Source organism: Pseudomonas sp. CGJS7 (genome assembly GCF_036961695.1).
On the sequence record NZ_JBAMDI010000043.1, the window covers coordinates 36,913 to 62,779 of the forward strand.

Consider the following 25,867-nt stretch of genomic DNA (forward strand, 5'->3'; position numbering starts at 1 on the left):
TGCCCTTGCCTTCGGCATTCGCTTGGCGGGCATACAGGGATAGAGCCGCCTTTAATTCCGGCCGGCTCTATCTTCAGGTATCACGTCACAGCCAAGCCTTGATCTGCGCGCTCACTGCATCGGTGGAGATGCCGTAGCGGTCATGCAGCGTCGGCAGGGCGCCGGCATCGAGGAAGGCATCGGGCAAAGCGATCTGGCGGAATGTCGGCGTTACCCCGTTGCGCAGCAGCAGTCCCGCCACCGCCTCGCCCAGGCCGCCGATGATCGAATGGTTTTCGGCGGTGACCACCAGCCGTCCAGACTTGCGTGCCTCAGCCAGAATCGTCTGTTCGTCCAGTGGCTTGATGGTGGGTACGTGTAGTACTGCCACATCGACGCCATCCTTCTGCAACTGCGCTGCGGCCTCTAGCGAGCGCATGGTCATCAGACCGGTGGAGATGATCACCACGTCCTTTCCGGTGCGCAGGGTCTTGGCCTTGCCGATCTCGAACTTGTAGCCATATTCGTCCAATACCAGCGGCACGTTGCCGCGCAGCAGGCGCATGTACACCGGTCCCTGATGGGCGGCGATAGCGGGCACCGCCTGCTCGATCTCCAGAGCGTCGCATGGGTCGACGATCATCAGGTTCGGCATGGCGCGGAAGATTGCCAGATCATCCGTAGCCTGGTGGCTGGGGCCGTAACCGGTGGTCAAGCCCGGCAACCCGCAGACGATCTTGACGTTGAGGTTCTCCTCGGCAATGGCCATGCAGATAAAATCATAGGCCCTACGCGAAGCGAATACCGCGTACGTGGTGGCGAACGGCACGCAGCCTTCGCGTGCCAGGCCAGCGGCTGCACTCATCAGCAATTGCTCGGCCATGCCCATCTGATAGAAACGGTCCGGGTGCGCCTTCGCGAAAATATGCAGATCGGTGTACTTGGACAGGTCCGCCGACAGGCCAACGATGTCCGAACGCTGTTCGGCCAGTGCCGCCAACGCATGACCGAACGGCGCTGAGCGGGTGGCCTGGCCCTCGGCAGCGATCGAAGCGATCATGGCCGAGGTTGTCAGGCGCTTCTTGCCGGTTTCGGTGGTGTTTACGCGGCTCATACGATTCTCCCGACCTGAAGGTTTTGCAATGCCAGATCCCACTCGTTTTCATCGACGCGGATGAAGTGGGTTTTTTCACGTGACTCGAGAAAGTCCACACCCTTGCCCATCTTGGTATCGCAGATGATGACCCGCGGCTGTGCCCCTTGATGGTTGCGTGCGGCGTCGAACGCGGCGACCAGGGCGCCGATGTCGTTGCCGTCCACGCGCTGGGTAAACCAGCCAAACGCCTGCCAACGGTCAACGATGGGCTCGAATGTCAGCACTTCGCTGGAGTAGCCGTCGGCTTGCTGGTTGTTGACGTCGATGATTGCGATGAGGTTGTTCAGTTTCCAATGTGAGGCCGACATCGCGGCTTCCCAGGTTGATCCTTCGTTCAATTCGCCGTCCGAAAGCAGGTTGTAGACAAACGAATCCGAGTTCTTGCGTTTCAGGCCCAGGCAAGCGCCGACCGCTATGCCCAAGCCGTGGCCGAGCGACCCCCCGGTTATTTCCATGCCCGGCGTGTAGGCGGCCATGCCCGACATCGGCAGGCGGCTGTCGTCCGAACCATAGGTTTCCAGTTCCTCCAGGGGGATCACGCCGGCTTCGATCAGCGCTGCATACAGGGCGATGGCGTAGTGACCGATGGACAGGTAAAAGCGGTCGCGTTGCTCCCATTCGGGGTTGTGGGGCTGATAGCGCAGCGCATGGAAGTACGACACGGCCAGCAAGTCAGCGGCGCCGAGGGCCTGGCCGACATAACCCTGGCCCTGGACCTGCCCCATGCGCAGGGCATGGCGGCGAATGTTGTACGCGCGTTCGGCGAGCGCCGAGAGCGAAGTGTCGGGTGCGTTGACAGTCATGGTGACTACTCCAGCGAGTTAACGATTGACCGATGCGGCGGGAATGCGCAGGACCAACGTGGCCCCCGCGAGCAGCACTGCGGTGATCAGGTACATGCCGATGGCACTGGAACCGGTGGAAGTGGTGATCCAACCGATCAGGTAAGGCGAGCAGAACCCGGCAAGGTTGGCGAAACTGTTGATACCGGCGATACCTGCTGCGGCTGACACACCGCCGAGCAGCGTAGTGGGCAGCATCCAGAACAGTGAGGAAGCCGAGAGCACGCCAGCTGCTGCAAGGCACAGGCTGAGTACCGACAGCAGCAGGTTGCCACCCAGCAGCGCCGCCAGTGTCAGGCCGATGGCGCCTGCGATCATCGGGGCAACCAGGTGCCAGCGACGTTCGCGATGCTTGTCGCCGCTACGGCCCATCAGCAGCATGGCGACGATGGCGCACATGTAAGGCAGGCTGGTCAGCATGCCGATGTGCAGTGGGTCCGATACCCCGGCATTGCGGATCAGGGTCGGCAGCCAGAAGGTAATCGCGTACTGGCCCATGACTACACAGAAGTAGATGCAGGCCAGCAGCCATAGGCGGCGATCGCGGATGAATTCCCGAGGTGAGGCATGAGTGACCTTGTGGGCGTTGTCCTCGGCGAGCTCCTTGGTAACCAGTTCCTTTTCTTCATCGGTCAGCCAGGTGGCCTGATGCACGCCATCTTTGAGATAGGTCAGTACCAACAAGCCGACGATGACGGTTGGAATTGCCTCGATGACGAACATCCACTGCCAGCCCGCCCAGCCATGAAAACCTGCGAACTGATTCATGATCCAACCTGACAGTGGGCCGCCAATCATCCCCGACAATGGAATCGCGACGAACCAAAGCACGGTCATCTTTGCGCGACGGTAGGACGGGAACCAGTAGGTCAGGTACAACAACAGGCCCGGAGCCAGACCCGCTTCAGCGATGCCAAGCAGAAAACGCAGGGCATAAAACTGCCAGGCGGTTTCAACGAAGGCAAAGAGGGCGGAAATGATCCCCCAGGAAATCATGATCCGGGCGATCCAGCGGCGTGCGCCGACCCTGTGCAGGATCAGATTGCTGGGCACTTCGCAGAGAAAGTAGCCAATGAAGAACATGCCGGCGCCCAGGCCATAAACGGCCTCGCTTAGGGACAGGTCGCTCATCATCTGCAACTTGGCGAAGCCCACGTTCACCCGGTCCAGATAGGCACACAGGTAGCACAGCATCAGGAACGGCATCAGTCGCCAGGCAGTCTTGCGGTATGCGTTGGAGCGCACGGCCGAAACCGCGTCCAATGACAGGGTGGTAATCATGATGGTCTGATCTCTTGTTTTTATCGATTCAGAACAGCGTCAGCCGCACGGGCTGACGCAATGTGCATCAGTGAATGAGCATGCCGCCGTTTACATCCAGGGTGATTCCGGTCAGGTAGGTCGACAGATCGCTGGCCAGGAACAAAGCGGCGTTAGCGACGTCTTGCGCTTCGCCCAGACGGCCCAGTGGAATACCGTCGATGATTGCGTGGCGACGATCGTCCTGCATCAAACCGCCAGTGATGTCCGTGTGAATCAGACCCGGGGCGATGGCGTTCACGCGCACGTTATCCGGCCCCAGCTCTCGTGCCATGGCCTTGGCCAGGCCCAGTACCCCGGCTTTCGCTGCGCTGTAGTGCGGGCCACCGAAGATGCCGCCGCCACGCTGTGCCGATACCGAGGACATGCAGACAATGCTGCCCGAACGCTGCTCGCGCATCAGGGGAATGACGGCCTGAGACATCAGCAGAGTGCCGCGCAGGCTGACGTCGAGCACCTTGTCGTAGTCGCTGTGCTTGATGTCCAGGGTCTTGAGGGGTTGGGTGATGCCAGCGTTGTTGACCAGCACGTCGATGCGGCCAAAGTGCTCGATGATCTGCGCAACGGCCTGGTTTACCTGTGCCTGATCGGCGACGTTGGCGGCCAGGCCGAGATGTCCTTCGCCAAGAGACGCTGCGGCATCGCGGGCAGCGGCTTCATCCAGATCGAGGATCACCACGCGGGCACCTTGAGCAGCGAATGTGGCCGCAGTTGCCCGGCCGATCCCGCGTGCCGATGCGGCGCCAGTGATGATTGCGACTTTGCCTTGAAGAAGCATGGGTGTGACCTCTGATTGTTTTTATAGGGTCGATTCAGCGGAATCGATGGGCCTACTTTGGTCTCGGCCCAGGCCCTGAGCAATAACGCAAAAATCATTGGGTGCTGAAAAAAATTCAGCACTCGTCACCCTGATTGCTAAATGATTGAATGAAGGTCCCCAATAAAAATATGCGCTGCGAGCGAAGTGACTGATATGCGATCTGTTGACGATACCGCGCCGGCCCTTCCACCCCTGAGAGCGATTCAGGCCTTTGAGCAAACTGCTCGCTTCGGTAATGTTGCCCGCGCAGCGGAAGTGCTAGACCTCACCCCTTCGGCTGTCAGTCATCAATTGGCCAAGCTCGAAGCAATGATTGGTCGACAACTGTTCTTTCGCGCGGCGCGAGGCGTCAGCCTGACCCCCGTTGGCGAGCAGTATCTGAAAGACGTTTCCGGCATTCTGCACAGTCTTTCCGTCGCCACAGAACGGGCCAGCAGCGACGTCAGCCTCGATTGCCTGCGTTTGCATTCGTCACCGAGTTTCGGCCTGCTGTGGCTAATGCCAAGGCTGGAAGCATTTCGGATGGCGCACCCGGATATCCAGATCAACTTGTCGTGCTCTTATGAATCTCTGCATTTCAGTCGAGACAAGATTGACGTAGACATTCGCCATGGCGAACCCAATTGGCCTAGCTACGAGGTGCGCACTTTAGGCAATGAGGCATTTGCCGTGCTGGCCTCACCGAAACTGCTGGCCCGGCATAGGATCGACGACGCGTCGGATCTACTGCGTCGGGACTTGATTCTCTCCGAAGCCACATTGTTGAAATGGCCGGCCTGGTTCGCTCGACACGGTCTCGCCCGCCCGGAAAAGCCCTACGCGTTGAGCTTCGATCGTTCCTACATGTCCCTGGAGGCCGCCAGTCACGGGCTGGGTTTTGCACTCGAAAGTACGTTGTTAGCGCAGAAGTACCTTGCAACCGGAACACTGGTGGAAGTCGTGCCACACATCTTCAGCGCGCCTGTGGCGGCCCATCATCTGGTGTTTCCGAAAGCGCATTCCGGGTTCGAACGGGTCAGGCGTTTCTTGGCGTGGATGGAGCGAGAGCTCGGGCATGGCTTCGTGTTTTAGGCATGCGGATGATCGCGTGCATGTTGACGTCATTGCCCAAAAGCCAGCGTCGAACGAGTGAGGCAACTTCAAGGAGCAGGAACATTGCAGGCGGCGGTGCGGTGGACTCACCGCCTCCTGCGACAGTTTTAATTATCCTGCGTCAGCTTTAATTCTCTAAATCCACAAGCTGATCAACACCTGACTACCCGTTACTCGACAGTCACCGACTTGGCCAGATTACGAGGCTGGTCAACGTCGGTCCCCTTTAGCACGGCCACGTAATAAGACAGCAACTGCAGCGGAATGGTGTATAGGATTGGCGCCAAGGCATCGGCAATGTGCGGCACCTTGATCACGTGGGTGCCTTCGCCATTGGTCATGCCAGCGTGCTCGTCGGCGAACACTACCAGCTCGCCACCACGGGCACGCACTTCCTGCAGGTTGGACTTCAGCTTCTCCAGCAGTTCGTTGTTTGGTGCAACGGTAACCACCGGCATGTCGTTGTCCACCAGAGCCAGCGGGCCATGCTTCAACTCGCCTGCTGGGTAAGCTTCGGCGTGGATGTAGGAGATTTCTTTAAGCTTGAGAGCACCTTCCATCGCCACCGGGTACTGCGCGCCGCGGCCGAGGAACAGGGTATGGTGCTTGTCGGCGAACAGCTCGGCAATTTTCTCGACGGTGGCATCCATGGCCAGGGCTTCGCCCAGGCGGGTAGGCAGTCGACGCAGCTCTTCAACCAGCTCAGCTTCGACACCGGCTTCCAGCGTACCGCGCACCTGACCAAGGGCCAGGGTCAGCAGCATCAGCGAAACCAGCTGGGTGGTGAACGCTTTGGTCGAAGCCACGCCGATTTCAGGGCCGGCCAAGGTCAGCAGGGTCAAGTCCGACTCGCGTACCAGCGAGCTGATACCCACGTTGCAGATCGCCAGGCTGCCAAGGAAACCCAATTCCTTGGCGTTACGCAGTGCGGCCAAGGTATCGGCGGTTTCGCCGGACTGCGAGATGGAGACGAACAGAGTGTCCGGCTGCACCACCACCTTGCGGTAACGGAACTCGCTGGCCACTTCTACCTGGCAAGGGATGCCGGCCAGGCTTTCCAGCCAGTAACGCGCAACCATACCGGCGTGGTAGCTGGTGCCACAGGCAACGATCTGCACGTTGCGCACCTTGGCAAACAGGTCGGCAGCTTGCGGGCCAAAGGCCTGGACCAGCACATTGTCCTTGCCCAGGCGGCCTTCAAGCGTGCGCTGAACAACGCTTGGCTGCTCGTGAATTTCCTTGAGCATGAAGTGGCGGTAAGCGCCCTTGTCAGCAGCCTCGGCACCTTCGTGGTACTGCACGGTTTCGCGCTGGACCTTGTTGCCCTGCTGGTCCCAGATAGAGACCAGATCACGGCGGATTTCAGCGATGTCGCCTTCTTCCAGGTACATGAAGCGGTCAGTAACCTGACGCAGCGCCAGCTGGTCGGACGCCAGGAAGTTCTCGCCAAGGCCCAGGCCGATAACCAGCGGGCTACCACTGCGTGCTGCCACCAGGCGGTCCGGCTGCTTGGCACTGATCAGCGCGAGGCCGTAAGCGCCGTGCAGGCGCTTCACCGCCGCCTTAAGGGCGTCGGTCAGGTCTGGAATGCTCTTCAGGGTGTGGTGGATCAGGTGGACGATGACTTCGGTATCGGTCTGCGAAGTGAAGACATAGCCCAGGCCCTTCAGCTCTTCGCGCAGCTCCTCATGGTTCTCGATGATGCCGTTGTGCACCACGGCCACGTCATTGCCCGAGAAGTGCGGGTGGGCGTTGCCTTCAGTCGGCGCGCCGTGGGTAGCCCAGCGGGTGTGGGCAATACCCAGCTGGCCTGCCAATGGGTCATCAGCAACAGCAACCTCCAGCTCGCTGACCTTGCCGATGCGCCGGCGGCGCTGCAGTTCACCGTTCTGGGTGAGTACAGCCAAACCGGCGCTGTCGTAACCGCGGTATTCAAGACGCTTGAGGCCTTCGATCAGGATGGCTGTGATATTACGCTCGGCGACAGCACCAACGATTCCACACATGTTTTATTGCTCCTGGCTGATCGCGGCGCAGATCAGGTTGATGCCGCGGGCTTGAATTTGTTCGCGCGCTGCTGCTGGCAGGCGTTCATCTGTAATAAGGGTGTGCACACTGCCCCAGGGCAGCTCGAGGTTAGGAATCTTGCGCCCCACCTTGTCCGACTCGACCATCACGATCACTTCACGGGCAACTTCGGCCATGACCCGGCTCAGCCCAAGCAGCTCGTTGAAGGTGGTGGTACCCCGGCCGAGGTCGATGCCGTCGGCACCGATGAATAATTGGTCGAAATCGTAGGAGCGCAGAACCTGCTCCGCGACCTGGCCCTGGAACGATTCAGAATGCGGGTCCCAGGTGCCACCGGTCATCAGCAGCACCGGCTCGTGTTCGAGGTCGCAGATTGCACGGGCCACATTCAGCGAATTGGTCATCACCACCAGGCCTGGCTGGCGCCCCAGTTCGGGGATCATTGCCGCCGTGGTGCTGCCGCTGTCGATGATAATGCGTGCATGTTCGCGGATACGCCCCACAGCAGCACGCGCAATGGCCTTTTTATAGGAAGAGACGGGTTGTGCCGGTTCACCGAGCAACTCTTGCGGCACCGGCACCGCACCACCGTAGCGGCGTAATAACAAGCCGTTGGTTTCCAAGGCGGCGAGGTCTTTGCGAATGGTCACTTCCGAGGTGGCGAAACGCTTGGCCAACGCGTCCACACTTACCTCACCCTGCTCGCTGAGCAGAGCCAGAATATTGTGTCGCCGCTGTGGTGTGTTTCGTTTCGACATGTGCGTTTAAGTTTCGATTCGAAAGTTATTGGTTGCAATCAAAACCTAAGACGAGCGATTCGTCAAGCTGTCGCTGACCTGTGGATTGTTTGCCTCTGCTTTGACGCGGTCCTTTTGGCGCGGCAGCGCCAATCGCCAATAAAAAAGCCGACTTATTCACATAAGTCGGCTTTCGATCGAAACGGCTGTGAATAACTCAGCTCTTCTTGATCTTCTCCGGGCGCTTCCAACCCGAAATGTTGCGCTGGCGCGCACGGGCTACAGCCAGGTCACCCGCTTCTACGGCCTGGGTGATGGTCGAGCCGGCTGCGGTGGTCGCGCCGGCCTTGATTTCCACAGGCGCCACCAGCGAGTTGTTCGAACCGATGAACACGTCTTCACCCATCACGGTCTTGAACTTGTTGGCGCCATCGTAGTTGCAGGTGATGGTACCGGCGCCGATATTGGTGCGCGCACCGATTTCGGCATCCCCCAGGTAGGTCAGGTGACCAGCCTTGGCCCCTTCACCCAGGTGGGCGTTTTTCAGTTCAACGAAGTTACCCACATGGGCCTTGGCGTCCAGTACGCTGCCCGGGCGCAGGCGGGCAAACGGGCCAGCATCGCTGCCCTCTCCCATCACGGCGCCTTCGAGGTGGCTGTTGGCCTTGACCACCGCGCCTTTGCGCAAGGTCGTGTTCTTGATCACGCAGTTAGGGCCGATCTGCACATCGTCTTCGATGACCACCTTGCCTTCGAGAATCACGTTGATGTCGATCAGCACGTCACGACCAACGCTTACTTCACCACGAACATCGAAGCGTGCCGGATCACGCAGGGTAACCCCCTGAGCCATCAGACGGCGGCCTTCCCGCAACTGGTAGTGACGCTCCAGCTCGGAGAGCTGGCGGCGGTCGTTGGCGCCCTGCACTTCCATAGCGTCGTGTGGCTGTTCAGTTGCCACCACCAAGCCATCGGCCACTGCCATGGCAATTACGTCGGTCAGGTAATACTCTCCCTGGGCGTTGTTGTTCGACAGCCGGCCCATCCAGTCAGCCAGACGCGCTGCTGGCAGTGCCAGAATGCCGGTGTTGCCTTCCTTGATCGCCTTTTGCGCGTCGTTGGCGTCCTTGTGCTCAACGATTGCAGTTACCTGGCCCTGCTCGTCACGCACGATCCGGCCATAGCCGGTCGGATCGTCGAGGGTGACTGTCAGCAGTCCCAGCTGCTGATCGTTGGCTTTGGCCAACAGACGCTGCAGGGTCTCCACTTCGATCAACGGCACGTCGCCGTACAACACCAGCACAGTGTCAGCGGTCAGCGCCGGCAGTGCCTGGGCAACAGCATGACCGGTACCCAGCTGTTTATCCTGCATGACGAAATTCAGGTCGTCAGCGGCCAGGCGCTCGCGAACCAGCTCGGCACCATGGCCAATGACCACGTGAATACCTTGCGGCTGAAGTTGGCGCGCGCTGTGGATAACATGGCCGAGCATGGAATTGCCAGCCACCGGGTGCAACACTTTGGGCAGCGCCGAGCGCATGCGGGTGCCTTGGCCGGCGGCGAGAATAACGATATCGAGTGACATTACTGGCTACCAATCCTGGGCGGTCAGTGAAAGACCGGGGGAGAAAACAGAAAAAGAAAAAGGGTAGCCGAGGCTACCCTTTTACTCAATCGCAACAGAAGTTATCAGCCGTAGCCGATTACTTGCCTTTGCGCATTTGCTGGACGGTACGCAGCTGGGCTGCGGCCTCGGCCAGACGTGCGGCGGCGGCGCCGTAGTCGAAGTCCGCGCCTTTCAGATTCAGGGCGTTCTCGGCAGCCTTGAGGGCCTCCTGAGCCTGAGCTTCATCCAGGTCTGCAGCACGTTGCACGGTATCGGCAAGCACCTTGACCATGTTCGGCTGAACCTCGAGGAAACCACCAGAGATGTAGAACACCTCGTGTGCGCCACCCTGCTTGGTCAGCGTGATCGGACCAGGCTTGAGATTGGTGATCAGCGGCGCATGGCCTGGAGCGATACCAAGATCACCCAGGTTACCGTGCGCAACCACCATCTCGACCAGGCCGGAGAAGATCTCTCCTTCCGCGCTGACGATATCGCAATGGACTGTCATAGCCATCTGCTTGCCTCAACCTGATAGCGCCCCTTGCGGGGCGCAGGAATTACAGTTTCTTGGCTTTCTCGATCGCTTCGTCGATGCTGCCGACCATGTAGAACGCTTGTTCTGGCAGGTGGTCGTAGTCACCTTTGAGGATGCCGCTGAAGCCAGCGATGGTGTCTTTCAGGGAAACGTACTTGCCTGGCGAACCGGTGAAGACTTCTGCCACGAAGAACGGCTGCGACAGGAAGCGCTGGATCTTACGAGCGCGGGCTACCAGTTGCTTGTCGGCTTCGGACAGTTCGTCCATACCCAGGATCGCAATGATGTCCTTCAGCTCTTTATAGCGCTGCAGAACATACTGAACGCCACGAGCGGTCTCGTAGTGCTCGTTGCCGATCACGTTCGGGTCCAGCTGGCGCGAAGTCGAGTCCAGTGGGTCGACCGCTGGGTAGATACCCAGGGAGGCGATGTCACGGGACAGAACGACGGTGGCGTCCAAGTGGGCGAAGGTGGTCGCTGGCGACGGGTCGGTCAAGTCGTCCGCAGGTACGTATACGGCCTGTACGGAGGTGATCGAACCTTCCTTGGTGGAGGTGATGCGCTCTTGCAGAACGCCCATCTCTTCAGCCAGGGTCGGCTGGTAACCTACTGCAGAAGGCATACGGCCCAGCAGTGCGGATACTTCGGTACCGGCCAGGGTGTAACGATAGATGTTGTCGACGAACAGCAGAACGTCGTTACCTTCGTCACGGAACTTCTCGGCCATGGTCAGGCCGGTCAGCGCTACACGCAGACGGTTTCCTGGTGGCTCGTTCATCTGACCGTAGACCAGCGCTACCTTGTCGAGAACGTTGGAGTCCTTCATCTCGTGGTAGAAGTCGTTACCCTCACGAGTACGCTCACCCACACCAGCGAACACGGAGTAACCGCTGTGTTCCATGGCGATGTTACGGATCAGTTCCATCATGTTTACGGTCTTGCCGACACCGGCACCACCGAACAGACCAACTTTACCACCCTTGGCGAACGGGCAAACCAGGTCGATAACCTTGATGCCGGTTTCCAGCAGGTCGTTGCCGCCTGCCTGGTCAGCGAACGAAGGCGCTGGCTGGTGGATACCGCGACGCTCTTCTTCGCCGATCGGGCCGGCTTCGTCGATCGGGTTGCCCAGTACGTCCATGATACGGCCCAGGGTGGCCTTACCAACTGGAACCGAAATGGCAGCGCCGGTGTCAACGACATCCAGACCGCGCTTCAGGCCTTCGGTCGAGCCCATCGCAATGGTACGAACCACGCCGTCGCCCAGCTGCTGCTGAACTTCCAGGGTGGTTTCCGCGCCTTGTACTTTAAGCGCGTTGTATACACTCGGCACGACGTCACGTGGGAATTCCACGTCGATGACGGCGCCGATGATTTGAACGATACGTCCGCTACTCATAGCTGGATCCTCTGAATATGTGAACCGTTAAACCGCGGCAGCGCCGCCGACGATTTCCGAGATCTCCTGGGTGATCGCAGCCTGACGCGCCTTGTTGTAGATCAACTGAAGCTCTTTGATCAAATCACCGGCGTTGTCTGTGGCGTTCTTCATGGCGATCATCCGGGCCGCTTGTTCAGCAGCGTTGTTCTCGACCACCGCCTGGTAAACCTGCGACTCCACGTAGCGCACCATCAAGCCGTCCAGCAGCTCTTTTGCGTCGGGTTCGTACAGGTAGTCCCAGTGATGCTTGAGATCCTGATCCGGGGTTGCCACCAACGGTACCAATTGCTCGACCGTCGGCTTCTGGGTCATGGTATTGATGAACTTGTTCGAAACCACCGAGAGGCGATCGATACGGCCGTCCAGGTAGGCGTCCAGCATCACTTTGACGGAGCCGATCAGATCGTTGATCGATGGCTCTTCGCCCAAGTGGCTGATCGCTGCTACGACGTTGCCGCCAAAGATGCGGAAGAAAGTCGCACCCTTGCTGCCGATCACGCACAGGTCGATTTCCACGCCCTGTTCGCGGTTTGCGCTCATGTCCTTGACCAGGGCCTTGAACAGGTTGGTGTTCAAGCCACCGCACAGACCACGGTCACTGCTCACCACGATATAACCAGCGCGCTTTACAGGGCGCTCGATCATGAACGGGTGGCGGTATTCCGGGTTGGCGTTGGCCAGATGACCGATCACCTGGCGGATACGTTCCGCGTAAGGACGGCTAGCAGCCATGCGCATTTGTGCCTTGCGCATCTTGCTGACCGCCACTTTCTCCATGGCGCTGGTAATTTTTTGCGTGCTTTTGATGCTCGCAATCTTACTGCGAATCTCTTTTGCGCCTGCCATGTATCACCTATCAGGTTAGCAAGCGGGGGCCTGAGCCCCCGCTGCGGCTTACCAGGTCTGGGTGGCCTTGAACTTCTCGATACCGGCTTTCAGGCCTGCGTCGATTTCGTCGTTGAAGTCACCCTTCACGTTGATCTTCGCCATCAGTTCAGCGTGATCACGGTTGAAGAAGGCGATCAGAGCTTGCTCGAAGCTGCCGATCTTGGAGACTTCTACGTCGATCAGGAAGCCACGCTCAGCGGCGTACAGCGACAGAGCCATGTCCGCGATGGACATCGGCGCGTACTGCTTCTGCTTCATCAGCTCGGTAACGCGCTGACCATGCTCCAGCTGCTTGCGGGTCGCTTCGTCCAGATCGGACGCGAACTGGGCGAATGCAGCCAGTTCACGGTACTGAGCCAGAGCGGTACGAATACCACCGGACAGCTTCTTGATGATCTTGGTCTGAGCGGCACCACCTACGCGGGATACCGAAACACCGGCGTTCACTGCTGGGCGGATGCCCGAGTTGAACATGGCCGATTCCAGGAAGATCTGACCGTCGGTGATGGAAATCACGTTGGTCGGAACGAACGCAGAAACGTCGCCAGCCTGGGTTTCGATGATCGGCAGAGCGGTCAGGGAACCGGTTTTGCCAGTAACAGCACCGTTGGTGAACTTCTCGACGTACTCTTCCGAAACGCGCGATGCACGCTCCAGCAGACGGGAGTGGAGATAGAACACGTCGCCTGGGTATGCTTCGCGTCCTGGTGGACGGCGCAGCAGCAGGGAGATCTGACGGTAGGCAACGGCCTGCTTGGACAGGTCATCGTAAACGATCAGTGCGTCTTCACCGCGGTCGCGGAAGAACTCGCCCATGGTGCAACCGGCGTATGGCGCCAGGAATTGCAGTGCGGCGGATTCCGAAGCACTGGCAACAACCACGATGGTGTTGGCCAGGGCGCCGGTTTCTTCCAGCTTGCGAACGATGTTGGCAACGGTGGAACGCTTCTGGCCGACTGCAACATAAACACAGAAAATACCGGAGTCTTTCTGGTTGATGATGGCGTCGATGGCCATGGCGGTCTTGCCGATCTGACGGTCGCCAATGATCAGCTCACGCTGGCCACGGCCGACAGGGATCATGGCGTCGACGGATTTGTAACCAGTCTGTACAGGCTGGTCTACCGACTTACGCCAGATCACGCCTGGAGCCACTTTCTCGACTGCGTCAGTCTGGGTGTTGCCCAGAGGACCTTTGCCGTCGATCGGGTTACCCAGTGCGTCAACGACGCGACCCAGCAGTTCCTTACCAACCGGAACTTCCAGGATGCGGCCGGTGCACTTGGCGCTCATGCCTTCGGCGAGGGTGTCATAGGCACCCAGGATCACTGCACCTACGGAGTCTTGCTCCAGGTTCAGGGCCATGCCGTAGACGCTGCCAGGGAACTCGATCATTTCGCCGTACATGACGTCGGCCAGACCGTGGATCCGCACGATACCGTCGGATACCGAAACGACGGTACCTTCGTTACGGGCTTGGGAGCTCACATCGAGGTTATCGATGCGGCCCTTGATGATTTCACTAATTTCGGAAGGATTGAGTTGCTGCATTGCTCTGCTGCCCCTTCAAACTCAAGATTTCAATGCTTCGGCCAGTTTCGCGATTTTGCCGCGAACAGAGCCATCGATTACCAGGTCACCGGCGCGGATGACGACGCCGCCAATCAGGCTGGCATCCTCCGACGCGTGCAGGCGCACTTCCTGGCCTAACCGTGCACTGAGAACCTTGGCGAGTTTGTCTTGCTGTTCTTGGTTCAACGCGAAGGCACTGGTGACTTCCACGTCCACGGATTTCTCTTGCTCGGCCTTGTACAGGTCGAACAGGGCGGCAATCTCCGGCAGAAGCAGGAGACGGTCGTTTTCCGCGGCAACATGAATGAAATTCTGTGCCTGTGCATTGAACTTGTCACCGCACACGTCAATGAACGTGGCGGCCTTTTCTGCGCTCGTCAGTCGCGGGGCCTTGAGCAGGCGCTGCATGGTGTCGTCTTGCGACACCGCAGCAGCCAGGCCGAGCATGGCTGACCAATTGGCCAGTTGCTGATGGGCCTGGGCATGCTCAAAGGCAGCCTTAGCGTAAGGTCGGGCCAACGTGGTCAGTTCTGCCATGATCGCCCTCGCTTAAATTTCAGCGGCCAGTTTGTTAACCAGCTCCGCATGCGCGTTTTGATCGATTGTGGCGCCAAGGATCTTTTCAGCACCACCAACGGCCAGAGCACCCACTTGGGCACGCAGGGCGTCTTTAGCGCTGTTCAGTTCCTGTTCGATCTCGGCCAGAGCCTGAGCCTTCACACGGTCAGCTTCGACGCGGGCCTGTTCACGGGCTTCCTCGACAAGCTGAGCAGCGCGTTTCTTGCTTTGCTCGATGATTTCGGCTGCTTGTGCTTTAGCTTCACGCAGTTGCTGACCCGCTTTCTCTTGGGCCAGCTCCAGGTCGCGAGCTGCGCGGTTGGCAGCGTCCAAGCCGTCGGCAATCTTCTTTTGGCGCTCTTGCAGGGCAGTGATGACCGGAGGCCATACATACTTCATGCAGAAGAGTACAAAAATCAGGAAAGCAACGGATTGGCCAATCAGGGTTGCATTAATGTTCACGCCAACACCTCGCTCGGTCTTAATTCATACAGCCATCAACTCGTGGTGACGAGTGATTAGCCGGCGATCTGACCAACGAACGGATTCGCGAAGGTGAAGAACAGAGCGATACCAACACCGATCATGGTTACGGCGTCGAGCAGACCGGCAACGATGAACATTTTGACCTGCAGCATCGGAACCATTTCTGGCTGACGAGCAGCGCCTTCCAGGAATTTGCCACCCAGCAGGCCGAAACCAATGGCGGTACCCAGAGCACCCAGGCCGATCAGCAGAGCAACAGCGATAGCGGTCAGACCAACTACAGTTTCCATCTTTCCTCCCGACTTTTACGTCGTATTGGTTAGGTTTTTAGTTTGAAGCGGTAAAACAAATCGTTTGGTACAGCATGCCCTTGCGGACTTTTTAAGCCCTCCCCCCGTACCGGCAGGGAAGGCTATCAGACACGCCAGGCGGTCTTAATGGTTATCTTCGTGAGCCATCGACAGGTAGACGATGGTCAGCATCATGAAGATGAAAGCTTGCAGGGTGATGATCAGGATGTGGAACACAGCCCACGCCCATTGCAGCACCACACCCAGGCCGCTGAGCCACAGCAGGCCGGAGCCGAACATTACAGCGATCAGGATGAACACCAGCTCGCCAGCATACATGTTGCCGAACAGACGCAGTGCCAGCGAGATCGGCTTGGCGATCAGGGTGACGAATTCCAGCAGGAAGTTGACTGGAATCAGCAGGATCTGCACGAAGATATTCTTGCTGCCAAACGGGTGCAGGGTCAGCTCACCTATGAAGCCGCCCAGTCCCTTGACCTTGATGCTGTAGAAGATGATCAGGGCGAAGACGCAGAAGGCCATGGCCAGGGTCGCGTTCGGGTCGGTGGTCGACACGGCGCGGAACGGAATGTGCGGGTCACCGGAAATCAGGATGGCCAGCTGAGGAATCCAGTCGACCGGTATCAGGTCGACGGCGTTCATCAGGAATACCCAGACGAAAATGGTCAGCGCCAGTGGTGCGATTACCGGGCTACGGCCGTGGAAGGAGTCCTTCACGCTGCCGTTGACGAAGTCGACCATCACCTCAACGAAGTTCTGCAGACCGCCAGGTTGGCCGGAAGTCGCCTTCTTGGCCGCCATGCGGAAGATCAACAGGAAGATCAGACCCAGCGCGACGGACCAACCCAGGGTGTCCAGGTGGAACGCCCAGAAGCCCATTGCCTTGGCTTCTGCAGCCGAATGGGCGAAGCCCCAGCTGCCGTCTGGTAGTTGACCGTAGGTCAGGTTCTGCAAGTGGTGCTGGATATAGCCCGAAGCGGTTTCTGCTGCCATGGTTGCCTCAAACGCCCTAAGGTCTCGAAAGTCTTTTATTCATCAGCAGGGGCGCGAACCAGCTGACCAAAAGGGTCAACACGAAGACGCCGAATACTGCTAGCGGCGCCAGTGGCTTCACTCCTGCAAAGGTCAGTGCAAAAAGCACTGCCGTCAAAATCATCTTGCCTGCCTCGCCAGCGTAAAACGACTTGACGATAGCTTGTGCCGCCCGAGCCCCGCTGAAGCGAAAAGCCTTCCAGGCGAAATACACATTGGGCAGCCAGGCAATCAAACCTCCGCAAAGGCCTGAATATCCACTGACCGACCCTTTCCACTGCCACAACACCAAGGTTGCCAGCAGCAGTACGACAAATTGAGCCAGCAGTACCGGAAAAACCGCCCAGCGATGGAAAGGCAGGCGGTTTGGCGTGCGTATTTCCATCACAACTGCTCCTCGGAAGTCGACCAACAAGTCAGCTATGACTTGGCATAATTTGTGCCGACAAAATGCGCGCAGAGTATAGGGGTGGATTAACCCCTATTCAACTCTTCGGTAGTGATTTCCGACTTCGCGCTACAACAGGAATTGTTTCAGCGGATGTGAGCGAGCACGCCTTGCAACTCGTCAAGCGAGTTGTAGCGAATAACCAACTGGCCTTTGCCCTTGTTGCCATGACGGATCTGCACGGCCGAGCCCAGGCGCTCTGCGAGCCGCTGTTCAAGGCGTGCGATATCCGGATCAGGTTTGCTCGGTTCGACCGGATCAGGCTTGTCGCTGAGCCACTGACGGACCAGTGCCTCGGTTTGGCGCACGGTGAGGCCACGTGCGACAACATGACGCGCCCCCTCCTCCTGACGATTTTCGTCCAGGCCCAGCAATGCACGGGCGTGCCCCATCTCCAGGTCACCGTGGGCGAGCATGGTCTTGATCGCATCGGGCAAGGTGATGAGGCGCAGCAGGTTGGCCACGGTCACCCGCGACTTGCCCACAGCGTCAGCCACCTGCTGCTGGGTGAGCTCGAATTCCTGTTGCAGGCGCTGCAGGGCCATGGCCTCTTCCAGCGGGTTGAGGTCTTCGCGCTGGATGTTCTCGATCAATGCCATGGCGATGGCGGCTTCGTCGGGCACTTCACGGACCATGGCCGGGATCGTGTCCAGGCCGGCCTGCTGAGTGGCGCGCCAACGGCGCTCACCGGCGATGATCTCGTATCGGTTGTCGCCAATCGGGCGTACCACGATCGGTTGCATCACACCATGGTTGCGAATCGAGTGCGCAAGCTCTTCCAGCGCCTCCGGATCCATGTCCCGGCGAGGCTGATACTTGCCACGCTGGACCAGTTCGACCGGCAGGTGTTGCAGTTCTTTCTGGTCGATCTTCACAGCCTGCTCTTCGAGCGCGCTGACGGAAGGACCACTGAGCAGTGCATCCAACCCACGTCCGAGACCCCGTTTCTTGACGGCCATACGGATTCCTTAAGTTGTTTGTGCAGTGCGTGATGGACGGCGTTGACGGCGTACCAGTTCCCCAGCCAGGGCCAGGTACGCCAGTGCGCCCCGCGATTGCTTGTCGTAAGCAAGGGCTGGCATGCCGAAGCTGGGGGCCTCGGCCAAGCGAATGTTGCGCGGAATGACCGTGTCGTAAAGCTGAGGGCCGAAGTGCTCCTTCAACTGTGCCGAAACATCGTTGTTCAGGCTCAGACGCGGATCGTACATGGTCCGCAGCAGGCCCTCGATCTTCAACTCCGGGTTCAACCGCGCGGCGATGCGCTTGATGTTATCCACAAGGTCGCTGAGACCTTCCAGTGCGTAATACTCGCACTGCATGGGGATAATCACGCCATCGGAAGCGACCAGAGCATTCAGCGTGAGCATCGACAGCGACGGCGGGCAGTCGATGAGGATGTAGTCGTAGTTATCGCGAATGGGTGCCAGGGCGTTGCGCAGACGGCTCTCCTTGACCTGCATTTCCAGCAGCACCACCTCAGCGGCGGTCAGATCACGGTTGGCCGGCAGCAACTGGAAGCCTCCGTGCTCGGAGTAGTGCATAGCCTGGGCCAAGTCGCACTCCCCGATCAGCAGGTCGTAGACCGAATGCTCGAGCTCGTGCTTGTCCACACCGCTGCCCATGGTGGCGTTGCCCTGCGGATCGAGGTCGATCAGCAGGACACGACGCTTGGTCGCAGCCAGCGAGGCGGCGAGATTGATACAGGTGGTTGTCTTGCCCACACCACCTTTCTGGTTCGCGATTGCGAATACCTTAGCCATTGTTGCGAGTGTTCCCAGTCATGCCTTGCGGCGCAGTATCAGCAGATGGCGCTGGCCCTGGCAACCCGGAACGGTCAGGGCCTGTTCGCTTTCCACTGTGAAGTCTGCGGGCAATGCTACCAGTTCATCGGCAGGATGCAGCCCCTTCATTGCAAGCCATTGCGTCCCGGTGTCGCCCAAGTGGCGGGTCCAGTTGGTGAAGTTCTCCATGCTGCTGAAAGCGCGGGAGATGATTCCGTCGAACGGTTGTGCCGGCTGGAAGGCCTCGACCCGGCTGTGGATAACCGTGAGGTTGTCCAGCCTGAGTTCCATTTTCACCTGTGTCAGGAAACGGGTTTTCTTGCCATTGGCGTCCAGCACGGTGACGCGCTTGTGTGGATGCAGAATAGCCAACGGGATGCCGGGCATGCCACCGCCGCTGCCGACATCCAGCCAGTTATCACGGTCGTTGTGGATAAAAGACATGACGCTAAGGCTGTCGAGCAGGTGACGCGAAACCATCTCGTCCGGGTCGCGCACAGCAGTCAGGTTGTAGGCTTTGTTCCATTTGATCAACAGAGCCAGGTAGCCAAGCAGCTTCTCGTGCTGCTCGGCAGTCAGCTCGACACCAAGCTGGCGCGCACCTGTGGACAACTCTTCAGCGTGTTGAGGGGTGACCAGGGAACTCAAGCGCTTTGCTCCAATTCGCGGCCAGCGCCGCGTTTTTTCAAGTGAATCAGCAACAGGGAAATCGCCGCCGGGGTCACACCCGGGATACGCGAAGCCTGGCCCAGCGTCTGCGGACGGGTCTGGCTCAGCTTGCCCTGTATCTCCTTGGACAGGCCGGAAATCGTCGTGTAGTCGATATCCACAGGCAGGCGTGTGTCTTCGCTGGCGCGCAGTCGGGCAATTTCATCCTGCTGGCGGTCGATGTAGCCGGCGTACTTGGTGCGGATCTCGACCTGCTCGGCAACCTGTGGATCGATTACGTCACCGCCAGTCGCTTCGATCAGGCCGGCGTAGTCGATTTCGGGGCGCGCCAGCAGGTTGAGCAGGCTGTACTCGTGGCTCAGCGGAGTGCCGAACTTATCCACAATGGCCTGGCCTTGCTCGGTATTCGGCCGAACCCAGGTCGATTTCAGGCGCTGTTCCTCACGCTCGATACCGTCGCGCTTGGCGCAGAACGCGGCCCAGCGCTGGTCATCGATCAGGCCCAGTTCACGGCCCTTTTCGGTCAGGCGCAGGTCGGCGTTGTCTTCGCGCAGTATCAGCCGGTACTCGGCACGCGAGGTAAACATGCGGTACGGCTCCTGGGTACCCAAGGTAATCAGGTCGTCCACCAGTACGCCGATGTATGCCTCGTCGCGGCGCGGGCACCAGCTGTCACGGCCCTGCGCCCGCAGTGCGGCGTTAGTCCCGGCCAGCAGGCCCTGGGCGCCGGCTTCTTCGTACCCGGTGGTGCCGTTGATCTGCCCGGCGAAGAACAGGCCGCCGATGACTTTCGTCTCGAGGCTGTACTTGAGGTCGCGGGGATCGAAGTAGTCGTACTCGATGGCGTAGCCGGGGCGCACGATGTGGGCGTTTTCCATGCCACGGATGGAACGCACGAGCTCCAACTGCACGTCGAACGGCAACGAAGTGGAAATACCGTTGGGATACAACTCATGGGTGTTCAAGCCTTCCGGCTCGATGAACACCTGGTGGCTTTCCTTGTCGGCAAAGCGGTGGATCTTGTCTTCGATCGACGGACAGTAGCGCGGACCGACACCTTCGATCACGCCCGAGTACATCGGTGAACGGTCGAGGTTCGAGGCAATGATCTCGTGGGTGCGCGCATTGGTGTGGGTAATCCAGCAACTCACCTGACGCGGGTGCATTTCGGCATTGCCCATGAACGACATCACCGGGATCGGCGTATCGCCTGGCTGTTCGGTCATTACCGAGAAGTCCACCGAGCGGCCGTCAATGCGTGGCGGGGTACCGGTTTTCAGGCGGCCGACGCGCAGCGGCAGTTCACGCATGCGGTGGGCCAGGGCAATCGAAGGTGGATCACCGGCGCGACCACCGGAATGGTTTTGCAGACCAATGTGGATAAGGCCGCCGAGGAAGGTACCGGTAGTCAGCACCACAGATTCGGCAAAGAAACGCAGGCCCATCTGGGTCACCACGCCTTTGACCTGGTCCTGCTCGACGATCAGGTCGTCGCAGGACTGCTGGAATATCCACAGGTTTGGCTGGTTTTCCAGGATTTCACGTACCACTGCCTTGTAGATGGCGCGGTCGGCTTGTGCACGGGTGGCACGTACGGCCGGGCCCTTGCGGTTGTTCAGAACGCGGAACTGGATGCCGCTCTTGTCGGTGGCCAGCGCCATGGCGCCGCCGAGCGCATCGATCTCTTTGACCAGATGGCTTTTGCCAATACCGCCGATGGCGGGGTTGCAGCTCATGTGACCGAGGGTTTCCACGTTATGGGTCAGCAGCAGGGTTTTCACACCCATGCGTGCAGACGCAAGCGCAGCCTCGGTACCGGCATGGCCGCCGCCGATGACGATCACGTCAAAACGGGAAGGGAAATCCACCACGCACCTCGTGCCTGTTTTTGCGAATAGAGAAGGTAAGCCGACAAGTATAGGGACTTCACCCCCAGTAAAGAAACCGTCTGAGCAAATTTTGACCAGTCTGTGGATGAGTGGCAAACAACAGAAATCAGAGAGAAGAAATTTAAAAAGCTTTGTTTTTATGTTTATTCTTATGCACCGCGATATCTGTGGATAAAGTCCTGTATCCCAATAATGGCGCTATGTATAGAGAAATTAAACCCTGTGTCTGGAGTGCCATGAGGGCTCTGGATAACGTCATTTAGCCTGTGGATTAAATGACTGTTTACCCACAGGCGGGTTTTTCCTCAGAAAAAAAGCCCGCTTATCAACTGAGCTGAAGGCGACTTTTCCACAGGGCTCCTGAGCACAGTTTTTAGGCCGAGCATGGAAAATTCATCGCGCTAGCAACCAGGCATGGTCGGTTTGGAGCGGTCAAGCTCGCGAAAGGGTCGGTACATCCGCCGACATTCCGTGCTTGTAAGGGCTTCTTCGCGAGTCCGCCCGCTCCCACAGGTGCTTGGGTCATCGGCCTGCATTCATCTTCTGCAACGAATTTCAGGCAAAAAAAAGCCGCTCCCTAAGGAGCGGCGCTTGGCCTTGCTTGGCTGTGGATTACTTGCCGATGCAGAAGCTGGAGAAAATCCGCCCAAGCAGGTCATCCGAGCTGAATGCTCCTGTGATCTCCCCCAGCGCATGCTGTGCCTGGCGTAAGTCCTCAGCCAGAAGCTCTCCCGCGCCCGCCAAGGTCAATTGGGCACGGCCGTGCTCCAGGTGCTCGCTGGCCTGGCGCAAAGCATCCAGATGGCGCCGGCGGGCGCTGAAGCCACTCTCTGCAGTCTGCTCATAACCCATACAGCCTTTCAGATGGTCGCGGAGCAGTTGCAGCCCTGTGTCGTCGCCCTTGGCGCTCAGGGTAATGGTCACATGGCCGTCATCGCACTGTTCCAGCGCTACCCGCTCACCACTCAGGTCGGCCTTGTTGCGAATCAGCGTGACCTTGGCCGGGTCCGGCCGCTGAGCCAGAAACTCAGGCCACAAAGCGAACGGGTCGCTGGCCTCGGGCGCAGTGGAGTCGACTACCAGCAGAACGCGGTCTGCCTCGCCAATGGCCTTCAGGGCGCGTTCCACACCGATCTTTTCCACATGGTCATCGGTATCGCGCAAGCCGGCAGTATCGACAACGTGCAGCGGCATGCCGTCGATGTGGATATGTTCGCGCAGGATATCCCGCGTGGTGCCAGCGATGTCAGTGACGATCGCAGCTTCCCGCCCGGCCAGCTGGTTCAGCAAGCTCGATTTACCGGCATTCGGCCGGCCGGCAATGACTACCGTCATGCCGTCACGCAGCAAGGCGCCCTGCCCGGCCTCGCGCTGCACAGTGGATAACTCGCTGCGCACGGCATCAAGCATCGACAGCACGTGGCCATCGGCGAGGAAGTCGATCTCTTCTTCAGGAAAATCGATTGCCGCCTCGACGTAAATACGCAAGGCAATCAACGCCTCGGTGAGGCTGTGCACACGCCTGGAGAATTCCCCTTGCAGCGAGCGCAGGGCGTTGCGCGCTGCCTGGCTGGAACTGGCTTCGATCAGGTCGGCGATGGCTTCAGCCTGCGCCAGGTCGAACTTGTCGTTGAGGAAGGCGCGCTCGCTGAACTCGCCCGGGCGGGCTAGACGACAGCCGACTTGTACACAGCGCTGCAGCAGCATGTCCAAGACCACAGGGCCACCGTGTCCCTGCAGTTCAAGCACGTCCTCGCCAGTGAACGAATTAGGCCCTGGAAAGAACAGAGCAATCCCTTCGTCCAGCACCAGCCCTTCATCGTCGCGGAACGGACCGTAATGGGCATGCCGCGGGGTCAGGGTGCGGCCGGTGATCAACAGGCCGGCCTTGGCAGCCAGAGGGCCGGACAACCTGACAATTCCCACACCGCCCCGGCCCTGGGCCGTGGCGATGGCGGCGATGGTTTCACGCACAGTGTTCATGCTCGAAAGCCTCTACGACAAAAACGACAGATAGCAAAAACGCCCCACTAGGGGGCGTTTTTATTCACAGGCTAGCGTATTAGCCCGTCAAGCAGCAGCTTTTTTGGTAGCTGCTTCGATACGGCGAGTGATGTACCACTGCTGCGAAATCGACAGGCAGTTGTTCACAACCCAGTACAGCACCAGACCGGCAGGGAACCACAGGAAGAAGAAGGTGAAGATGATTGGCATCATTTTCATCACCTTGGCCTGCATCGGATCCGGCGGAGTCGGGTTCAGGCGCTGCTGGATGAACATGGTGGCGCCCATGATGATCGGCAGGATGAAGAACGGATCCTTGATCGACAGGTCGGTAATCCACAGGATCCATGGGGCCTGGCGCATTTCCACGCTTTCCAGCAATACCCAGTACAGGGCCAGGAATACCGGCATCTGCACCAGGATCGGCAGGCAGCCGCCCAGTGGGTTGATCTTCTCTTTCTTGTAAAGCTCCATCATCGCCTGGGACATCTTCTGGCGATCGTCACCGAAGCGTTCCTTGAGTGCGGCGAGCTTAGGTGCAACGGCACGCATACGCGCCATGGAGCGGTAGCTGGCAGCCGACAGCGGGAAGAACAGGCCTTTGATCAACATGGTCAGCACGATGATCGACCAGCCCCAGTTACCCAGCAGGCTGTGGATATGTTGCAGCAGCCAGAAGATCGGCTGGGCGATGAACCACAGGAAGCCGTAGTCGACGGTCAATTCCAGGCCTGGGGACAACTCTTTCAGCTTGGACTGGATCTTCGGGCCGGCGTACAGCAGGGCACTGGTTTCGACCTTGCCGCCAGCCGGTACGCTGATAACCGGGCCGGTGTAGCCGATGATGTAGTTGCCCTGGCTATCCTTGCGGGTCTGGACAACGTTGTTGTCCGACTTGGCCGGAATCCAGGCGGTCACGAAGTAGTGCTGCAGCCAGGCAACCCAGCCGCCGGACACATTTTCTTTCAAACTACCTTTGTCGATGTCCTTCATCGAGACCTTTTTGTAAGGCTCAGAAGCTGTCCACAGGGCAGCACCCAGGTAGGTAGCGGTGCCGGTGGCGGTACTGGAGGACGGATCGCCGCTGGCATCACGCTTGAGCTGGGCAAACATGTTGCCGTTCCAGGCCTGGCCGCTCTGGTTGTCGATCAGGTAGCTGACATTCAGGTCGTACTCACCGCGCTTGAAGCTGAAACGCTTGATGTAGTTGACACCGTTGTCACTGAACTTCAGGTCTACCACCAGTTGTTCCTGGCCATCGGCCAGCTGGTAGCTCTTCTGTTCGGCGGCATACAGGGGACGGCCGCTGGCGCGGGCATCCGGGCCGTCGGTACCGGTCAGACCGCTTTGTGCCAGGTAAACACGCTCACCACCGTTGTCGAACAACTGGAATGGAATGTTCGGGTGGTCTTGACGGCGTGGGTACTTCGGCAGGTTCAGCTGGACGATGTCACCACCGACCGGATCGATAGCCAGTTCCAGAACGTCGGTCTTGACTCGGATCAGGTCCTTGCTGAGTGCGACCGGTGCCAGTTCGGCAGGGCTCGATTCGGCGTTGGCGCTCGGTACATCGGCGCTGGCACCGTTGTTACCGGCAGGCACGCCATCGGGCAAGCCCGGAGCAACAGTGCTGGCAGCAGTATTCTGAGTCGGCAGGGCAGCCTGGCCGTAGTCATCGTTCCACTTCAGGACCATGACGTAGGACACGACTGCCAGCGCGGCGATCAGGATCGTGCGTTTAATATCCATGATTACTCGGCTATCGAAGAAGTTCGGGAGGAAGGAGCGGGTGGAACGGGGTCGAAACCGCCGTCATTCCACGGATGACAACGCCCCAGGCGACGAACGGCCAGCCACCCACCACGCCAGATGCCATGGTTTTCGATGGCTTCATACGCGTAACAGGAGCAACTGGGGAAAAACCGACAGTGATTGGCCATCAGAGGACTAATGGCATAACGGTAAAACTGGATCGGAACGAGTGCCAGTTTACGCATCTTGGCTGTCTACCCCTGCGGAATTGGCGGTGACTGCTGGTGTCGGCCGGCTGCGCGCCAGGCGTTTCCAGAGCTTGCCAAAGTGTTGGTGCAATTCCGGGTTTTCTATCTCACCCAATCCCTTGCGCGCGACGATCACGATGTCCAGACCGGCAAGCAATTGCTGGTTCAGACGAAAGGAATCGCGCATCAAGCGCTTGAGGCGGTTGCGTTGAACGGCGAGCTTGACACTCTTCTTGCCGATTACCAAGCCAAGGCGTGGGTGATCGAGACCGTTCTCGCGAGCAAGGATCAGCAGGTTTTTCCCTGGAACCTTGCCGGTTGGGGAGTCGAAGACCGCTTTGAAATGCCGGGGTGTAAGCAGTCGCTTTTCCCGACTGAAGTCCTGACTCACCACCTGTGCCGAAAAATCAAATGGCCAGACGCTTACGGCCTTTGGCACGACGACGCGACAGAACAGCACGGCCGTTCTTGGTAGCCATACGGGCACGGAAACCGTGGGTGCGGGCGCGCTTGATGGTGCTTGGTTGGAAAGTACGTTTCATGGCGTGTTACCTGGTTTGTCGACGACGGGCCGGGATGGCCCCCTTTTTAAGAGACCGGCGATTCTAGAGAAAGCAAGCCCATAGGTCAATTTCCAACCAGTCTTTCCATATAGAGCATGTGATGGACG

26 protein-coding genes are annotated in these 25,867 nt (G+C 59.0%); 1 reads left to right on the plus strand and 25 read right to left on the minus strand.

Annotation, left to right across the window (positions count from 1 at the left end; genetic code table 11):
* Positions 1-85: 85 nt before the first annotated feature.
* The 4 genes from V7787_RS24340 to V7787_RS24355 all read right to left on the minus strand — a co-directional run bounded on the left by V7787_RS24340 (position 86) and on the right by V7787_RS24355 (position 4,075).
* Positions 86-1,093, minus strand: coding sequence for a transketolase family protein (locus tag V7787_RS24340; RefSeq protein ID WP_064491864.1), 1,008 nt, complete (start codon positions 1,091-1,093; stop codon positions 86-88).
* Complete coding sequence (locus tag V7787_RS24345) at positions 1,090-1,938, minus strand: thiamine pyrophosphate-dependent enzyme (protein WP_198747095.1); 849 nt, start codon at positions 1,936-1,938, stop codon at positions 1,090-1,092. The genes V7787_RS24340 and V7787_RS24345 overlap by 4 nt, the downstream gene beginning before the upstream one ends.
* An 18-nt stretch (positions 1,939-1,956) precedes the next feature.
* Positions 1,957-3,258, minus strand: coding sequence for an MFS transporter (locus tag V7787_RS24350; protein WP_104886886.1), 1,302 nt, complete (start codon positions 3,256-3,258; stop codon positions 1,957-1,959).
* 67 nt (positions 3,259-3,325) lie between these two features.
* Complete coding sequence (locus V7787_RS24355; RefSeq protein WP_014754902.1) at positions 3,326-4,075, minus strand: SDR family NAD(P)-dependent oxidoreductase; 750 nt, start codon at positions 4,073-4,075, stop codon at positions 3,326-3,328.
* 195 nt (positions 4,076-4,270) lie between these two features.
* Between V7787_RS24355 and V7787_RS24360 the strand changes: the two genes are divergently transcribed.
* Positions 4,271-5,188 (plus strand): LysR substrate-binding domain-containing protein, encoded by a 918-nt coding sequence (locus V7787_RS24360; protein ID WP_029615354.1) that lies wholly within the window; start codon positions 4,271-4,273, stop codon positions 5,186-5,188.
* A gap of 191 nt (positions 5,189-5,379) precedes the next feature.
* Here V7787_RS24360 and glmS read toward each other — a convergent pair whose 3' ends face one another.
* The 21 genes from glmS to rpmH form a co-directional block, all read right to left on the minus strand.
* Positions 5,380-7,215: a glutamine--fructose-6-phosphate transaminase (isomerizing) gene (gene glmS / locus V7787_RS24365; RefSeq protein ID WP_064491473.1), complete on the minus strand. Its 1,836-nt coding sequence runs from the start codon at positions 7,213-7,215 to the stop codon at positions 5,380-5,382.
* 3 nt (positions 7,216-7,218) lie between these two features.
* Positions 7,219-7,995, minus strand: coding sequence for a DeoR/GlpR family DNA-binding transcription regulator (locus tag V7787_RS24370; protein WP_003253204.1), 777 nt, complete (start codon positions 7,993-7,995; stop codon positions 7,219-7,221).
* A gap of 196 nt (positions 7,996-8,191) precedes the next feature.
* Positions 8,192-9,559 (minus strand): bifunctional UDP-N-acetylglucosamine diphosphorylase/glucosamine-1-phosphate N-acetyltransferase GlmU, encoded by a 1,368-nt coding sequence (gene glmU, locus V7787_RS24375; RefSeq protein ID WP_047603748.1) that lies wholly within the window; start codon positions 9,557-9,559, stop codon positions 8,192-8,194.
* Positions 9,560-9,677: 118 nt separating this feature from the next.
* Entirely contained in the window at positions 9,678-10,097 is a 420-nt protein-coding gene (locus tag V7787_RS24380; RefSeq protein ID WP_010955886.1) for a F0F1 ATP synthase subunit epsilon, read from the minus strand.
* 43 nt (positions 10,098-10,140) lie between these two features.
* Complete coding sequence (gene atpD / locus V7787_RS24385; protein ID WP_003253197.1) at positions 10,141-11,517, minus strand: F0F1 ATP synthase subunit beta; 1,377 nt, start codon at positions 11,515-11,517, stop codon at positions 10,141-10,143.
* A 27-nt stretch (positions 11,518-11,544) separates the two neighbouring features.
* A complete protein-coding gene (atpG, locus tag V7787_RS24390; protein WP_003253195.1) occupies positions 11,545-12,405 on the minus strand; it encodes a F0F1 ATP synthase subunit gamma in 861 nt (286 codons plus the stop codon).
* Positions 12,406-12,453: 48 nt separating this feature from the next.
* Entirely contained in the window at positions 12,454-13,998 is a 1,545-nt protein-coding gene (atpA, locus tag V7787_RS24395; RefSeq protein WP_010955887.1) for a F0F1 ATP synthase subunit alpha, read from the minus strand.
* Between the two features lie 21 nt (positions 13,999-14,019).
* The gene (locus V7787_RS24400; protein ID WP_003253191.1) at positions 14,020-14,556 is read right to left on the minus strand and encodes a F0F1 ATP synthase subunit delta; all 537 of its coding nucleotides are present in this window, start codon (positions 14,554-14,556) and stop codon (positions 14,020-14,022) included.
* Positions 14,557-14,568: 12 nt separating this feature from the next.
* Positions 14,569-15,039, minus strand: a complete 471-nt coding sequence (locus V7787_RS24405) for a F0F1 ATP synthase subunit B (protein WP_003253189.1) — start codon at positions 15,037-15,039, stop codon at positions 14,569-14,571.
* Between the two features lie 56 nt (positions 15,040-15,095).
* Complete coding sequence (atpE, locus tag V7787_RS24410; protein WP_003097235.1) at positions 15,096-15,353, minus strand: F0F1 ATP synthase subunit C; 258 nt, start codon at positions 15,351-15,353, stop codon at positions 15,096-15,098.
* A gap of 144 nt (positions 15,354-15,497) precedes the next feature.
* Positions 15,498-16,367 (minus strand): F0F1 ATP synthase subunit A, encoded by an 870-nt coding sequence (atpB, locus tag V7787_RS24415; protein WP_010955889.1) that lies wholly within the window; start codon positions 16,365-16,367, stop codon positions 15,498-15,500.
* Between the two features lie 16 nt (positions 16,368-16,383).
* A complete protein-coding gene (locus V7787_RS24420) occupies positions 16,384-16,791 on the minus strand; it encodes a F0F1 ATP synthase subunit I (protein WP_010955890.1) in 408 nt (135 codons plus the stop codon).
* Positions 16,792-16,940: 149 nt separating this feature from the next.
* Positions 16,941-17,813, minus strand: a complete 873-nt coding sequence (locus V7787_RS24425) for a ParB/RepB/Spo0J family partition protein (RefSeq protein ID WP_003253185.1) — start codon at positions 17,811-17,813, stop codon at positions 16,941-16,943.
* Between the two features lie 9 nt (positions 17,814-17,822).
* Complete coding sequence (locus V7787_RS24430; RefSeq protein ID WP_003253182.1) at positions 17,823-18,614, minus strand: ParA family protein; 792 nt, start codon at positions 18,612-18,614, stop codon at positions 17,823-17,825.
* A gap of 18 nt (positions 18,615-18,632) precedes the next feature.
* The gene (rsmG, locus tag V7787_RS24435) at positions 18,633-19,283 is read right to left on the minus strand and encodes a 16S rRNA (guanine(527)-N(7))-methyltransferase RsmG (RefSeq protein WP_020192710.1); all 651 of its coding nucleotides are present in this window, start codon (positions 19,281-19,283) and stop codon (positions 18,633-18,635) included.
* A complete protein-coding gene (mnmG, locus tag V7787_RS24440) occupies positions 19,280-21,172 on the minus strand; it encodes a tRNA uridine-5-carboxymethylaminomethyl(34) synthesis enzyme MnmG (protein ID WP_064491478.1) in 1,893 nt (630 codons plus the stop codon). The genes rsmG and mnmG overlap by 4 nt, the downstream gene beginning before the upstream one ends.
* Positions 21,173-21,805: 633 nt before the next feature.
* Positions 21,806-23,176 carry a tRNA uridine-5-carboxymethylaminomethyl(34) synthesis GTPase MnmE gene (gene mnmE / locus V7787_RS24445; RefSeq protein WP_064491472.1) on the minus strand — a complete coding sequence of 457 codons (1,371 nt, stop codon included), beginning with the start codon at positions 23,174-23,176 and terminating at the stop codon, positions 21,806-21,808.
* An 87-nt stretch (positions 23,177-23,263) separates the two neighbouring features.
* Positions 23,264-24,946: a membrane protein insertase YidC gene (gene yidC, locus V7787_RS24450; protein WP_010951425.1), complete on the minus strand. Its 1,683-nt coding sequence runs from the start codon at positions 24,944-24,946 to the stop codon at positions 23,264-23,266.
* Between the two features lie 2 nt (positions 24,947-24,948).
* Complete coding sequence (gene yidD, locus V7787_RS24455) at positions 24,949-25,194, minus strand: membrane protein insertion efficiency factor YidD (protein ID WP_003253169.1); 246 nt, start codon at positions 25,192-25,194, stop codon at positions 24,949-24,951.
* A complete protein-coding gene (gene rnpA / locus V7787_RS24460) occupies positions 25,187-25,591 on the minus strand; it encodes a ribonuclease P protein component (RefSeq protein ID WP_003253166.1) in 405 nt (134 codons plus the stop codon). The genes yidD and rnpA overlap by 8 nt, the downstream gene beginning before the upstream one ends.
* A 13-nt stretch (positions 25,592-25,604) precedes the next feature.
* Positions 25,605-25,739 carry a 50S ribosomal protein L34 gene (gene rpmH / locus V7787_RS24465; RefSeq protein ID WP_003253163.1) on the minus strand — a complete coding sequence of 45 codons (135 nt, stop codon included), beginning with the start codon at positions 25,737-25,739 and terminating at the stop codon, positions 25,605-25,607.
* Positions 25,740-25,867 lie beyond the last annotated feature (128 nt).

Coding starts and splice junctions, on each gene's coding strand:
- V7787_RS24400 (WP_003253191.1), bottom strand. CDS start 14,556: ATGGCAGAACTGACCACGTTGGCCCGACCTTACGCTAAGGCTGCCTTT.
- V7787_RS24345 (WP_198747095.1), bottom strand. CDS start 1,938: ATGACTGTCAACGCACCCGACACTTCGCTCTCGGCGCTCGCCGAACGC.
- V7787_RS24350 (WP_104886886.1), bottom strand. CDS start 3,258: ATGATTACCACCCTGTCATTGGACGCGGTTTCGGCCGTGCGCTCCAAC.
- rpmH (WP_003253163.1), bottom strand. CDS start 25,739: ATGAAACGTACTTTCCAACCAAGCACCATCAAGCGCGCCCGCACCCAC.
- V7787_RS24340 (WP_064491864.1), bottom strand. CDS start 1,093: ATGAGCCGCGTAAACACCACCGAAACCGGCAAGAAGCGCCTGACAACC.
- V7787_RS24430 (WP_003253182.1), bottom strand. CDS start 18,614: ATGGCTAAGGTATTCGCAATCGCGAACCAGAAAGGTGGTGTGGGCAAG.
- yidD (WP_003253169.1), bottom strand. CDS start 25,194: ATGCGTAAACTGGCACTCGTTCCGATCCAGTTTTACCGTTATGCCATT.
- yidC (WP_010951425.1), bottom strand. CDS start 24,946: ATGGATATTAAACGCACGATCCTGATCGCCGCGCTGGCAGTCGTGTCC.
- atpD (WP_003253197.1), bottom strand. CDS start 11,517: ATGAGTAGCGGACGTATCGTTCAAATCATCGGCGCCGTCATCGACGTG.
- V7787_RS24425 (WP_003253185.1), bottom strand. CDS start 17,813: ATGGCCGTCAAGAAACGGGGTCTCGGACGTGGGTTGGATGCACTGCTC.
- V7787_RS24360 (WP_029615354.1), top strand. CDS start 4,271: ATGCGATCTGTTGACGATACCGCGCCGGCCCTTCCACCCCTGAGAGCG.
- V7787_RS24370 (WP_003253204.1), bottom strand. CDS start 7,995: ATGTCGAAACGAAACACACCACAGCGGCGACACAATATTCTGGCTCTG.
- atpA (WP_010955887.1), bottom strand. CDS start 13,998: ATGCAGCAACTCAATCCTTCCGAAATTAGTGAAATCATCAAGGGCCGC.
- V7787_RS24380 (WP_010955886.1), bottom strand. CDS start 10,097: ATGGCTATGACAGTCCATTGCGATATCGTCAGCGCGGAAGGAGAGATC.
- atpE (WP_003097235.1), bottom strand. CDS start 15,353: ATGGAAACTGTAGTTGGTCTGACCGCTATCGCTGTTGCTCTGCTGATC.
- V7787_RS24355 (WP_014754902.1), bottom strand. CDS start 4,075: ATGCTTCTTCAAGGCAAAGTCGCAATCATCACTGGCGCCGCATCGGCA.
- glmU (WP_047603748.1), bottom strand. CDS start 9,559: ATGTCACTCGATATCGTTATTCTCGCCGCCGGCCAAGGCACCCGCATG.
- V7787_RS24420 (WP_010955890.1), bottom strand. CDS start 16,791: ATGGAAATACGCACGCCAAACCGCCTGCCTTTCCATCGCTGGGCGGTT.
- mnmE (WP_064491472.1), bottom strand. CDS start 23,176: ATGAACACTGTGCGTGAAACCATCGCCGCCATCGCCACGGCCCAGGGC.
- atpB (WP_010955889.1), bottom strand. CDS start 16,367: ATGGCAGCAGAAACCGCTTCGGGCTATATCCAGCACCACTTGCAGAAC.
- glmS (WP_064491473.1), bottom strand. CDS start 7,215: ATGTGTGGAATCGTTGGTGCTGTCGCCGAGCGTAATATCACAGCCATC.
- atpG (WP_003253195.1), bottom strand. CDS start 12,405: ATGGCAGGCGCAAAAGAGATTCGCAGTAAGATTGCGAGCATCAAAAGC.